Source organism: Henriciella mobilis (assembly GCF_003576315.1).
Classification (GTDB): domain Bacteria; phylum Pseudomonadota; class Alphaproteobacteria; order Caulobacterales; family Hyphomonadaceae; genus Henriciella; species Henriciella mobilis.
In genome coordinates, this window is the sequence record NZ_QWFZ01000035.1 from 12,186 (window position 1) to 25,240 (window position 13,055).

General features: G+C 59.9%; 11 protein-coding genes. 9 read left to right on the plus strand and 2 right to left on the minus strand.

Features of this window, described 5'->3' with window-relative positions:
• Window positions 1-19 precede the first annotated feature (19 nt).
• The 8 genes from D1227_RS16410 to D1227_RS16445 all read left to right on the plus strand — a co-directional run bounded on the left by D1227_RS16410 (window position 20) and on the right by D1227_RS16445 (window position 10,000).
• Window positions 20-1,243: an aspartate aminotransferase family protein gene (locus D1227_RS16410; protein ID WP_119405443.1), complete on the plus strand. Its 1,224-nt coding sequence runs from the start codon at window positions 20-22 to the stop codon at window positions 1,241-1,243.
• Complete coding sequence (gene doeA, locus D1227_RS16415) at window positions 1,240-2,484, plus strand: ectoine hydrolase (RefSeq protein ID WP_119405444.1); 1,245 nt, start codon at window positions 1,240-1,242, stop codon at window positions 2,482-2,484. The genes D1227_RS16410 and doeA overlap by 4 nt, the downstream gene beginning before the upstream one ends.
• 23 nt (window positions 2,485-2,507) lie before the next feature.
• Window positions 2,508-3,881 carry an NAD-dependent succinate-semialdehyde dehydrogenase gene (locus D1227_RS16420; protein WP_119405445.1) on the plus strand — a complete coding sequence of 458 codons (1,374 nt, stop codon included), beginning with the start codon at window positions 2,508-2,510 and terminating at the stop codon, window positions 3,879-3,881.
• 144 nt (window positions 3,882-4,025) lie between these two features.
• Complete coding sequence (locus tag D1227_RS16425; protein ID WP_119405446.1) at window positions 4,026-5,447, plus strand: type II and III secretion system protein family protein; 1,422 nt, start codon at window positions 4,026-4,028, stop codon at window positions 5,445-5,447.
• Window positions 5,444-6,634, plus strand: coding sequence for an AAA family ATPase (locus D1227_RS16430; RefSeq protein WP_147373346.1), 1,191 nt, complete (start codon window positions 5,444-5,446; stop codon window positions 6,632-6,634). The genes D1227_RS16425 and D1227_RS16430 overlap by 4 nt, the downstream gene beginning before the upstream one ends.
• Window positions 6,634-8,085, plus strand: coding sequence for a CpaF family protein (locus tag D1227_RS16435; RefSeq protein WP_119405448.1), 1,452 nt, complete (start codon window positions 6,634-6,636; stop codon window positions 8,083-8,085). Before D1227_RS16430 ends, D1227_RS16435 begins: the two co-directional genes overlap by 1 nt.
• A gap of 6 nt (window positions 8,086-8,091) precedes the next feature.
• Entirely contained in the window at window positions 8,092-9,045 is a 954-nt protein-coding gene (locus D1227_RS16440; RefSeq protein WP_119405449.1) for a type II secretion system F family protein, read from the plus strand.
• Between the two features lie 13 nt (window positions 9,046-9,058).
• Complete coding sequence (locus tag D1227_RS16445; protein ID WP_119405450.1) at window positions 9,059-10,000, plus strand: type II secretion system F family protein; 942 nt, start codon at window positions 9,059-9,061, stop codon at window positions 9,998-10,000.
• Between the two features lie 179 nt (window positions 10,001-10,179).
• Here D1227_RS16445 and cpaB read toward each other — a convergent pair whose 3' ends face one another.
• Window positions 10,180-11,049 (minus strand): Flp pilus assembly protein CpaB, encoded by an 870-nt coding sequence (gene cpaB, locus D1227_RS16450; protein WP_119405451.1) that lies wholly within the window; start codon window positions 11,047-11,049, stop codon window positions 10,180-10,182.
• 213 nt (window positions 11,050-11,262) lie between these two features.
• On the opposite strand from cpaB, the gene D1227_RS16455 reads away from it, so the two are divergent.
• Window positions 11,263-12,186 carry an oxygenase MpaB family protein gene (locus D1227_RS16455; RefSeq protein ID WP_119405489.1) on the plus strand — a complete coding sequence of 308 codons (924 nt, stop codon included), beginning with the start codon at window positions 11,263-11,265 and terminating at the stop codon, window positions 12,184-12,186.
• On the opposite strand, the gene D1227_RS16460 is transcribed toward D1227_RS16455, so the two are convergent.
• Window positions 12,158-13,048: a transglutaminase family protein gene (locus D1227_RS16460; RefSeq protein ID WP_119405452.1), complete on the minus strand. Its 891-nt coding sequence runs from the start codon at window positions 13,046-13,048 to the stop codon at window positions 12,158-12,160. The two genes, D1227_RS16455 and D1227_RS16460, sit on opposite strands and share 29 nt — an antisense overlap.
• Between the last annotated feature and the right edge of the window lie 7 nt (window positions 13,049-13,055).

Genomic DNA, 13,055 nt, shown 5'->3' on the forward strand with positions numbered 1-13,055 from the left:
ACCGAAAGGAGACTTGAAAATGGAACTATTTGAACGCTGGGAATCGAATGTCAGAGGGTATGCCCGGACTTATCCCACGGTTTTCAAGTCCGCTTCCAATGCCCGCCAGACAGATGAGAACGGAAAATCCTACATCGATTTCTTTGCTGGTGCCGGTGTTCTGAATTTCGGCCACAATAATCCGAAGATGAAGGAAGCGATCATCGACTTCATCCAGTCTGATGGGATCCCGCACAGCCTGGACACGATGACAACCACAAAACGCGACTTCATGCAGGCCTTTGTCGACACCATCCTCAAACCGCGCGGCTGGGACTATCGCATGCAGTTCACCGGTCCGACCGGAACCAATGCGGTCGAGGCAGCCATGAAGCTCGCCCGCAGGGTCACAGGCCGCAACAGGATCATCGCCTTCACAAACGGGTTCCATGGCATGACGCTGGGCTCGCTTGCGGCGACGGCCAATGCCTACTTCCGGAACGCCGCCGGTGTCCCACTCCACTATGTCGATCGCCTGCCCTTTGGCCACCCGCTTGAAGGCATGGAGGAGACATACCAGGATGCCTCTTCAGGCTATGAGGCGCCCGCAGCCATCCTGATCGAGCCGATCCAGGCCGAAGGGGGTGTCAACGTCGCCGACGAGGCGTGGCTGAAGGAAATACGTCAGTTCGCCAAGGATCGCGGCGCGCTCTTTATTATTGATGACATCCAGGCCGGCTGTGGCCGTACAGGCTCCTATTTCAGCTTCGACGGCATGGATCTCGACCCCGACATCATTACGCTCGCGAAGGGCATTGGCGGCTTCGGCACGCCACTCGCCATGAACCTCAACAAACCTGAATTCGACAAGCACTGGTCGCCGGGCGAGCATACCGGAACGTTCCGCGGACAGGGCATTTCCTTCGTCGCGGGCAAGGTTGCGATGGACTACTTCAAGGATGACACCTTCATGAAGGAGGTCCGTGCCAAGGGCGACCTGATGCGCACGCACCTGCAGAAGATGGCCGGGCCAGGCATGGAAGTCCGCGGCAAGGGCATGATGCAGGGCCTTGATACCAAGGACGGCGCGCTCGCCAAGAAGATCGTCGCCGAATGCTTCCGTACGGGCCTGCTCGTTGGCGGTTGCGGCTCGGAAGGCCGCGTCATCAAGCTGATCCCGCCACTGACCATTCCCGAAGACGATCTCAAACAAGGCCTCGGCCTTCTCGAGAAAGCCGTTCAAAGCGTGATGGAGCCGGCATGAGACAGCGCGATGACATGACCTTCCCGCACGAGGAATATGTGCGGCGGCTGGAAGGACTGCGTGAACGCATGAAGGACCGGCGCCTTGATGCCGTGGTGATCTCGGACCCCGAGAACATCATGTACATGACGGACTATCAGACCACCGGGTATTCCTTCTTCCAGGCGCTTGTCGTTCCGCTCGACGGTGACTGCTACATGGTCACCCGGAACATGGAGGAGTCGAACGTCCATGCCCGCACCTGGGTCGAGAAGACGCGCCCCTTCGCCGACAATGGCGATGCCATCCAGACACTGGTAGAGAGCTTCCGCGAATTCGGTCTCAACAATTCGACCATCGGCTACGAACGGAACTCCTACTTCCTGCCTGCCTACCAGCAGGACCGTATCCGTTCGGCCTACACATCAGGGCGCCTGCTCGACTGCTTCGGCATCGTCGAGGAGGGCCGGATGCTGAAGTCAAAGGCCGAAATCGAAGTCATGAAGAAGGCTGCCAAGGCCACCGAAGCCGGCATGCAAGCCGGTATCGACGCCGTAAAGGCGGGCGTGACCGAGAACGAAATCGGGGCGGCCGTTTCTGCAGCAATGTTCCGCGCTGGTGGCGAACCACCGGCCGTCATGCCCTACGTGACGTCCGGCCCGCGCTCGATGATCGGCCATGCGACCTGGGAAGGCCGCACCGTCCAGGATGGTGAGCATGTCTTCCTTGAGGTCGGCGGCTGTTACCGGCGCTATCACACGGCGATGATGCGCACGGTCGTCCTGCAGGACCAGTTGTCCAGCTCGATGGAGAGCGCGCAGCGTCAGATGATCAAGGCCCTGCGGGAACTGAAGAATTATATCCAGCCTGGCCTGACGGTCTCAGATGCAGACAAGATCGTACGGGATATTGTCAGCGATGGTCGCCATGGCGGCGCGCTCATCACGCGGTCCGGCTATTCGATCGGAATCGCCTTCCCGCCGAGCTGGGACGAGGGCTACATTCTCTCGCTGATGCAAGGCGACCCGCAAATCCTGAGGGAAGGCATGACCTTCCATATTATTCCGTGGGTCTGGGGCGTCGATGGCGACAAGACGGTCGGCATTTCCGACACGATCTATGTCACCGAGGACGGCTGTGAAAGCTTCTTCTCTCTTGAGGAAGAATTCACGCTGAAGCCCGGAAAGAAGGCGTCTTCCGACAAACCGTCCGGAGATGCGTCAAAATCCAAATCGAGCAACGGCCAGGCCGCGAGCGCCTGAACGACAAGACTGGAGACAGGATCATGCTGACTGCCGTGAACCCGGCAACGGGCGACATTGTTCGCGAGGTCGAACCAGATAGCGATGAGGCCATCGAAGCGAAGCTGACGGCCTCGGTCGAAGCGTATCGCCAATGGAAGGAAAAAAGCTTTGCCGAACGGGCTGCGCTGCTGAACGCGGTCGCCAAGCTGATGCGCGAACAAGTCGAAACCCTTGCGCCATTGATGACGGAAGAAATGGGCAAGCCGATCAAGGAAGCGCGCGGTGAGGTCAACAAGTCTGCCTGGTGTGCCGAGCACTATGCTGCAAATGCTGAAGCCTACCTGGAACGGCAGGTCATCGAGTCCGATGCAACACTGTCCTATGTCGAACACCTGCCTATCGGCCCGGTTCTGGGCATCCTGCCCTGGAACGCCCCGTTCTGGCTCGCCTTCCGCTTCAGCGCACCGGCACTGATGGCCGGCAATTCCTGCCTGATGAAACATGACCCGCACGTCCCGGGCTGCGCGCTGGCGATCGAGAAATGTTTCCGCGACGCCGGCGCGCCCGAGGGGTTATTCCAGGCGCTGATGATCGAAACGCCGCGGGTCGAGGCCGTCATGCGTGACAAGCGCGTGCGCGGTATTTCCTTCACCGGGTCTTCGCGCGGCGGCGCAAAAGTCGCCGAGATTGCTGGTTCGGAGGTCAAGCCCGCAGTCCTCGAACTCGGGGGCTCCGACCCATCCATCGTGCTCGCTGACGCTGACCTCGAAAAGGCCGCCGATGTCCTGACCCTGTCGCGCATCATCAATGCGGGACAGTCATGCATCGCGGCGAAACGGATCATCGTCGAGGCCAGTGTCTATGAGAAAATGAAGACGCTGATGAGCGAGAAACTGGGCGCCTTGAAGCTGGGAGACCCTGCGCTCGAAGAAACCGACGTCGGTCCGATCGCCCGCAAGGACTTGCGTGCCACCCTGGACCGGCAGGTCCGTAGCACGATCTCCGAAGGCGCGACCTGTCTGCTGGGCGGCGAAGTTCCCAAAGGCGACGGCTATTTCTACCCCGTCACCCTGCTTGCCGACGTCGAGCCTGGCATGACAGCCTTCAAGGAAGAGACGTTTGGTCCCATCGGTGTGCTGATTGAAGCGCGCGACGAGGAACACGCGCTTTCGCTCGCAAACGACACCGAATTCGGCCTCGCGGCTTCCGTCTGGACCGACACCGAGCGGGGGCAAGAGATGGCGCGCCGCATCGAGGCTGGGCAAGTCAGTGTCAATGGCATCGTCAAGACGGACCCGCGCCTGCCATCGGGCGGCATAAAGGCGTCCGGTCTCGGACGGGAACTCGGCCCGCATGGCATCATGGAGTTTGTGAACGCCCAACAGGTCTGGGTTGGACCGGTTCGCGACAGCTGACCTGAAAACAGACAAACCCGATACAGCAAATTTCGAAGAAGTTTGACGCCGTCATTTTAGCGCGGCTTCAAATCTCTTCTGTAGGCCTTGACGCTGGCAAGGCCGCATTTCTCGCGGCCCGAACAGAACGTTCAGGGGCTGACCATGCTGCTAGCAAAACGCATCGCAATGATCGGACGGGCGGGAATCCTCGCCACGAGCCTGATATGCGGCGCACACGCACAAACGTCGCTGGCTGGCGGAGAATCCGCTGCAGCCATGACGACGAACCGCCCGGTCGAGCGCGACCTCACGGTCACAGTGAACAGGTCCACGCCGATCGACATCTCGCGACCATTCAAGCGAATTGCCGTATCACAGCCGGGAATCGCCGACGCTTCGCCGACGGCTGACAACCGCCTTTACGTCCGTGGCCGGACGATCGGAAGCACAAACATCCTCGTCTATGATGACGAAGGCCGCCTTGTCGAAGTGATTGATGTCCACGTGCAGCATGACCTCGGCGCGATCCGCAGCGATGTCACCGCACTCTTTCCTGCCGTGGACCTTGATCTTCGAACTGTGGCCAATCGTCTGCATGTGCGCGGCGATGTTCCCGATGATGCAACGGCCGCCGAGATCATGGAGATCGCCTCCAGCTATGCTCCCGAAGCAGTGATCAACGCGCTCAAGATCAGCAGTCCGCAACAGGTCATGCTGGAAGTCCGCTTTGTCGAAGCATCGCGCGAGGATGTGAAGGAAATCGGTCTTGGCAACCAGGTGAGCCGCGCGGGTGATTTTCTATTCTCGACTGGGTCCAGCTTGCTGTCGGGCGGAGCACCGAAATCCATCGCTTCGATCCTCGGGCGCTCGGGCGACGTCGATATAGACGTTTTCCTGCAGGCCCTTGAGGAGAAGGGTATCATCCGCACCCTCGCTGAACCGAACCTCGTGGCGCGCTCGGGCGAGACGGCCAGCTTTCTTGCTGGCGGCGAATTTCCCGTGCCGGTGGCCGCTGACAATGACACGATCACAATCGAATTCCGCGAGTTCGGCGTGAGCCTCGATTTTACGCCCACGATCCTTTCGGATTCCAAGATGAGCCTGGAGGTTCGTCCGGAAGTCAGCCAGCTTGATCCGCGCAACTCGGTCCGTCTTGCCGATGTCGAAATCCCGGCCCTCAGCGTACGCCGGGCACACACTATCGTCGAGCTTGCCGACGGCGAGAGTTTTGCGATTGCGGGCCTGATCCAGAACACGGTCGACAGCACCTCGCTACAGACACCTTGGCTCGCGGATGTGCCCGTCATTGGTGCGCTTTTCCGTTCCAATCGTTTCCGCGAGAACGAGACCGAACTCGTCATCATCATCACGCCCCGCCTTGTTCACCCTGCAGGCCGCGGCACGCGCCTGTCTGACCCGCTGGAACAGACGCGTGCGCCATCGGACATTGAACGGGTGTTTCTCGGCGACCTTGAAAAAGGCGCGGACAGGCCACTCGGCGAGGCAGTCAAGTCCAATATCGAAACCCAGTCAGTCCGCCCGGACCTGGGCTACGTGCCCCAATTTTCGGAGGGCGCAGAATGAACAATGAATCCGCGGCAATAGCCCCAACCTCAAAGACCAGGCTTCACGTCTACGCGCCTCAATGGGGAGGCAATATTTCGGACGCTGCAGGAGACCTGAGTTCAGTGTCGCTCACCGTCCACGCAGGTGCGGCGGACGCTGTCGATGCGGCCAGCAAGGATGCAGGCGGCATCGCTGTCATCGAACAGGATGCCAGCTTCGATCTTGTGGAATTGATGATCCGGATCTCGCAGGAACATCCCGATTTGCCAGGCATCGTGGTTGGCAAGAATGTCCCCGTTCTCGCGGTCAAGCACATCATTGCGATGTCCCGCTGGGACCTGATGGACGTCCCCGTAAACGCAGATGAGCTGAAACAATCCATTTCGACTGTCACCCGACGTGACAGCATGGGAACCGACAATACCGGCAGATGCTGGAGTGTGACTGGCTCGGTCGGCGGCTGTGGCGCGACGCTGCTGGCCGTGGAACTCGCCTACCAGATCAGTCAGCGGGAAACGAACAATTCAGTCTGCCTCGTCGACCTCGACTTCTTTGACGGTGCCTGCGCGTCCTATCTGAACTGCCCGTCCAGCCTGAACCAGTCAGCGCTCACCCAATCTGCTGACCGCATCGATGAAGCCCTCCTGCAGGCCTTCATTTCACGCCACAAGAACGGCATCCACCTGCTCTCGGCGCCGCGCTCGGACCGGCTCTGGAATACGATCAAGCCGGAGGCCATACTCAAGGTGCTCGACGTCGCCTGTTCGACCTATGACCACGTCGTCATTGACCTGCCCCGCTGGCCGACACCGTGGACAGCGGCGGTCGTTACAGGATCAGACGAAAATCTCGTCATGAGCGAACTGACCGTGCCAGCCCTGCACGCTGCCCGTCACCGTGTAGAAGAGCTGGAAATGCTGTCGGACGGTCTCGCCCAGCCGCGCATCCTGCTCAACCGCATGGCCAAGCGCATGTTCAGCAATACCGTCACAGTCTCGCAGGCTGAAGAAGCGATCGGGCGCCCGGTGTACGCAACCATCTCGTCCGACTGGGAAGCGGCCCTGGCGTCCGTGAACTTCGGCCAGGCCGTCAGTCAGGCGAAGCCGGGCAACCGTATCTCAAAAGATGTCGAAGCGCTGATCTACGCGCTTGAACATGGTGAGGAAGCAACCTCGTCAACCATCAAGGCAAGAAGGAGCGCATAATGGGCCGGTTCTCCCTTCTCTCCAAAGCGCAGCAGCCCCCTCATGAAGACGGGCCGTCGACCGAAGCCATCGAGGATACTGAAGGTCAGGCACCTGTCGAAGCGCCCAACTTCCTGACGGGGCTGGACGAAACGGAAGATTCTGCTGACGAGGCAGAGACGCCGCCGGCCTTCGACCTGCTCGACGCCAAGCTTCGCGTTCATAACAAGCTCATCGACGAGCTTGACCTGTCCATGCTCGACAAGCTGGACGAGACGGAGATGAAGCGCCAGGTCCGGCGTCTTGTCACCGAAATCGTCCGTGAAGAGCGTATTCCGATGAACCAGGCGGAAGTCGCCCAGTTCGCAGACTCCGTTTACGATGAAATGACCGGTCTCGGCCCACTTGAGCCCCTGCTCGCCGACCCGAGCATTTCCGACATTCTGATCAATGGCGCAAAGCAGGTCTATGTCGAACGCCATGGTGAGCTGGAACTGTCGGAAGCGAAGTTTCGTGACAATGCTCACCTGCGCCGGATCGTCAGCCGGATTGTGTCTGCGGTGGGCCGCCGTGTGGACGAAAGCCAGCCCTTGGTCGATGCCCGCCTCCTCGACGGCTCACGTGTGAATGCGGCGATCGAACCCGTTGCGATTGACGGTCCACTCGTTTCCATACGGAAGTTTTTCAAGAAGCCGCTGACACTGGATAAGCTCATATCTTTCAAGGCGATGCCGAAGGAAGTTGGCGAGTTTCTCCACGGTGCCGTGAAGTCCCGCGTGACCTGCATCATTTCTGGCGGCACAGGTTCAGGCAAGACGACGCTGCTGAATGCCTTGTCTGCTGCAATCAGTCACAAGGAGCGCCTTATCACCATCGAGGACGCCGCTGAACTCCAGCTGCAGCAGCCGCATGTTGCGCGCATGGAAACCCGTCCGCCCAACCTCGAAGGCAAAGGTGAGATACGGCAGCGTGAACTCGTGAAGAACGCCCTGCGGATGCGGCCAGACCGGGTCATCCTGGGCGAGGTGCGTTCCGAAGAGGCCTTTGACATGCTTCAGGCCATGAATACCGGCCACGAAGGCTCGATGGCGACAATCCACGCCAACAATCCACGCGAAGCCATCAGCCGACTTGAACAGATGGTCGCCATGGGCGGCCTGCGTATTTCACAGGAAGCTGTGCGCGGCCAGATCGCCTCGGCTATCGGCATCATTATCCAGGCCCAGCGCCTGTCCGATGGCTCTCGCCGCGTGACCCATGTCACCGAAGTCACGGGCATGGAGGGCGAAGTCATCCAGATGCAGGATATCTTCAAGTTCGAACGCCTGCGCACGGAAGAAGACGGGACGGTGGTCGGCGAATTTCGCGCCAGCGGCCTGAGGCCGCGCTGCCTCGACGAAATGCAACGCCGCGGCATCCGTCTTCCCGTCGAATATTTCGACCCGTCGAAACCGCTTCTCAAGGTGCCGTAAGCCGCCATGGGATTTGAAGCGGTCATCTATGTCCTTGCCTTCGGCTCCGCCTTCATGGCGGTGCAGTCAGCGCTGGGGTTCGGCAAGACAGCGCTCGAAAAGACCCGTATCAACAAGCGCCTCAAGGTAAAGGACAGCCAGGCTACGGTCGCGGACCTGATCGTGGAGCTGCGCCGCCAGCGTGGTCTCGACCAGGACGGCAATGGACGGCTGTCCCTGCAATGGTTCAACGACCTGGTCACCCGCTCTGGCTTGAGTTTTCAGCCAACCGTCTGGGCAGCTGTTGCGGCAGGTGTCGGCGCGGCGGCATTTGGTGCCGCGTTCTGGTTCCTGAAAAGCCCGACCTTTGCTGTACCTGCCGGACTTGTTGCCGCCATTCTGCTCCCCCTGCTCTTTCTGAAGCACAAGGTCGCCCAACGGGAGAAACTGCTTGGCGCCCAGCTGCCGGACGCCCTTGAAATCATCGTCCGAAGCCTCGAGGCGGGTCACCCGGTTCCCACGGCGGTCTCGCTGGTAGGGCGCGAAATGCCGGACCCGATCGGCTCTGAATTTGGTCTTGCTGCCGACGAAATCTCCTATGGCTCAAGCCTTGAAGAAGCCGTCCGCAAACTTGCCGAGCGCACGCGCCAGCCAGACGTCGAGCTTTTCGCTGCCACTGTGCGGCTTCAGGCCAAAACCGGCGGCAACCTTGCGAGCCTGCTCAAGGTCAATGCGTCAACGGTGCGCGCGCGTCAGAAGATGCGCCTGAAGGTTCAGGCGGCGTCGTCGGAGGGGCGTGCGTCAGCACTGATCCTTACCGCGGCGCCATTCCTCGTCATGGGGGCAATGTATGTCATCACGCCGAACTTCTATGGCGATGTCATTGACGAAAAGCTTGTCCAGTATGGCTTGGGCGGCTGCCTTCTCTGGATGGCCATCGGCAATCTCGTCATGCGCAAGATGATCAATTTCAAGGTCTGAGGAGGTAGAAGCAATGCCCCCACCGGGCCCTGACCAGATAACCGCTATCACGATCATCATGATCGTCATGGGCGCCGCGATGCTTGTCCTTGGCAGCAAGGTTTTCCGGTCGGTTCGCGACCGGCGCCAAGTCAGCGACCGGCTCAAGGCTGACGACGGCCGCCCATCGCGGGTATCGGCTTATTCCGAACGGCCCAAGGTGAGCCTTGTCGAGAAGATCGGCCGCCGCTTCACCGATCCGAACTCCGCGGACCTGACGAAGCTCCGGTTCCGGCTGATGAAGGCTGGCTATTACGGCAAATCCGCGCCCCACATCTACATTGGCGTCCGCTTCGTTGCGTTGATCCTGCCACAATTCATCCTGCTTGCCTGCTGGCCGCTCGTGGACCAGTACATGCCCCAGCACGGCCTGTTGCTGTCGTCCGTCGCACTCGGAATCATTGCATTCATTTCCCCCTCCTTCATCCTCGACAAGAAGGTCGCAAGCCGCGAGGAGCAATATCGAAACGGCTTCCCGGACATGATGGACCTGCTGGTCGCCTGTGTGGAGGCCGGTCTAAGTCTCGACGGTGCGGTTCAGCGCGTTTCTGATGAGCTGGTCCAGCGCTATCCCAATCTCGCCGACCATCTGAAAATCATGAACCTGGAAATGCGGGCCGGACGTGCACGGACAGAAGCCTGGAAGAATTTCGCCGACCGCCTTGGTCTCGACGAGGCCCGGGCTCTGGCGACCATGCTGCGCCAGTCCGAGGAACTCGGCACGAGCGTTGGTGAGACCCTGCGTGTCTTCGCATCGGACATGCGTGAAAAGCGGATGCTCTACGCTGAAGAGAAAGCCCTGGCCCTGCCGGCGAAACTCGTCGTGCCGCTGATCCTCTTCGTCTTCCCGTCGCTACTCGTCGTGCTGATGCTGCCGGCTATCGTACGGATGATGTACGTCTTCAGCCAGACCTGACCCCCTAGACGTCTCTCGCAAAACAAGACGCGCGCGCTCCAAAACAAGAACCGCGCACACCATGGCGCGATCGGGTGATCACTCAAAACGGTATGAAAAAGCCCCGGCCCTCATTCTGGGAACCGGGGCGAGAAGCATTTGTGAGGCATTCTGTCCTTTAGGCTTTCGCCCCAAGTCCTTTATTGGCTGGCCGGGACGACGTGCTGGCTGATGTCTTCGCCAAGAACCACCTCAATCGTCGACGACACAGGTGCCTTGGGCTGTAGCGGCCGAGGTCTCGGCGCGACGTAGACGGATTTGCGCGGCTTTTCCTCTTCGCGCAGCGACACCAGCTCGGCTTGCTCGAACGCATCATCAGCGCTGCCTCGCAAAGCAAGCGACAATGTGCCGGTCTGCGATGCGACGGACAGTTTCTGTGCCTGGTCCAGAGACACTGACAAGGTGGCCGTTTCAAAGACGTCGGGTTGCTCGCCCGTCATGTCATCGTTGAGATCTACGCCGAGCACTTCCACATTCTGCAGGAGGACCTTCGAGACAAGCTTCAAGACTTTTGAATCAGGGGCGGCATCTTCGGTGAAGATCACATCGACCCTGTCACCCGGCAGCACAAAGCCGCCAACGCCCGATACAGCTGTCGTGCGGATGGTAAAAGCGCGGTAGCCGGGCTCAATCTTGGCCGAAAGCGATGCCCGCATGCCAGGAGACAGCAACATCGCATTCGACAGGGGCTGACCAGCAGCAATATCGATCAGCGTCCGGCGGCTTTCGCCTGACTCTTCCAGCGCCTCTCGCGAGTCAAAGCTGCCAGGCGGAATCGCACTGACAGGCCGCTCCTCGACGCGGAACCAGTCGGGACTGACCGAGACACCGCGAGGGATGCTGCGTGCCGCAATGAGAACCGGTGCCTTCGGTGGTTCTGCAGGTGCGGCCACCTCGACCGAGCGCACAGCATCCGGCTCGGAGGAGGATAGCCAGAGCCTTGCGCCAAAAAGGGCAGCCGCACCAAACGCAATCGACAGAACAAGAGTGATCACTGGGGACATTTGCATTGGTGCATTCCTCGAACATGAGTTTAGGCCTACCCTAAAGCCTCGCCTCTTAACCGGGGTGCAAACATGGAAAGGGAATTGGACCAGATCACTTAACCAAATGGCCCGACGACCTGTGAGAAGTGCCAGCTTGCTGCAGCTGCCACCATTATTGTAACATGTTATAAGTTTTGATGATCGCCGCAGCCGCAGGAGTTCTACCCGTTGGAAAAGATGAAATCGTATCTCGGCTGGAAGATCGACTATACTGTGCCCGCCGGCGAGCCGGCATTCGCCGCACCGGACTCCATGTCCTGGCGCGTATTCAAGAATCCGATCGCACTCGCCATTGGCGGTGTGGCAGCCGTTCTTCTTGAATTTGCAGACGCACGCATTCGTTCCGGCGTTTGGGATCACTCGGTCTTCAAGACAGATCCAATCGGACGCTCACAACGCACCGGGACCGCGGCCATGGTCGGCGTTTACGGTCCGCAAAGCGCAGCGCGCCGAGTTATCCAGGGCGTCACCAACATGCACAGCAAGGTGACAGGAATGACGCCGTCAGGGGAGGCCTACAAGGCGCTCGACGTCGAACTCCTCGACTGGGTTTCAGCAACGGCGAGCTTCGGCTTTCTGACCGCCTATGATCGCTTCGTGAAGCCGGTCTCCTATGACGAGAAATGCCGCTTTTACGAGGAAGGAGAGCAGGTCGCCCGACTTTATGGCGTCAAACATCCGATCCGCAGTCCCGAAGACTTCGATGCTATGCTCGCAGCGCTCATGCCGCGGTTCGAGCCCCACCCGATCAATTCCGAGTTCCTCGACATTGTGAAGTCCGGCAAGGAAATGAGAAACGTTCCCAAGTCGCTGCAGTCGAGCCTCGCCAATGCGTCTGTGTCCATTCTGCCGCCGAAAGTCCGCGAAGTGTTGGAGCTCGGTCCGGAATATGATCTCAGTCCGCTCGCTCGCATGTCGCTTAAGTCGCTCGGCGCCCTGGCCGAGCGAATTCCGGTAAAAGGGTCACCGCCAGCGCAAGCGGCCACGCGGCTGGGCCTGCCCTGGACCTTTGCATGGAAAAGCCCGAAAGCGCAGCAGCGCATCCTTCAGGCGGCTCCCGGTCTCGAAAGCGCTAGCCCGGCACATCCTCCAGCGGAATGACATCAACGGCTTGGCGGCTCTGCTGATCGGTCGCCGCTTTCAGGATGCCCTTGACCGGCGACACATCCGAATAATCGCGTCCGTAAGCGACGACTATATGGTCGACACCAACATGGACAGCGTTTGTCGGATCGTACTCGATCCAGCCGAGCTCCGGGCCGCACCAAGCCCGAACCCAGGCATGCATGGCATCAGCACCGCTGAGCCGCGCCTGTCCGGGCGGCGGCGTCGTCCGAAGAAAGCCGCTGACATAGCCAGCCGGAATGCCAACACTACGCAATGCCGCAATCATGATATGGCTGAAATCCTGACAGACGCCGTGACGGGCGGCAAACGCCTCTTCGTGCGACGTTTCGACTGACGTGGCGGTCGCGTCGAAAGACATGTCCCGGTTCAGGGCTTCACCAAGGATTTGCACCGTATCGGCAACACCGACATCTGGCGGCAGCATGTCCTCGACATAGTCGCTCAATTGTCGGTTGGGCCGGATGCGAGGACTTCTGCCAAGGAAATGAAGGGGCGAATCCGGTGCCAGCGAGTGAACATCATTCAACGCTGCCGGCAGCGCATCCAGCGCCAGGCCTGAGGTCTCTTCCTTGACCTGGACATGACGTTCTATCCGCGCTTTCAGGCTGAATTCTATCCGGGAATGGGCGTGGCTGAAGACGATCTCATGCGCTTGATTGCCAAAGAAGTCGCGAAAGGTGCTTCGTTCGCTGGGTACAGGCGCGACATCGAGCGACGCGGCAATGGCGCGCTGCTGCCCCGCCAGGTCGCGAGGCACGAACCTCAACATGTGGCGGCCCGCCCAGACTGGCGCCTTGTAACTGTAGGTAATGCGCAGGCTGATATCATACCGCATGACGATC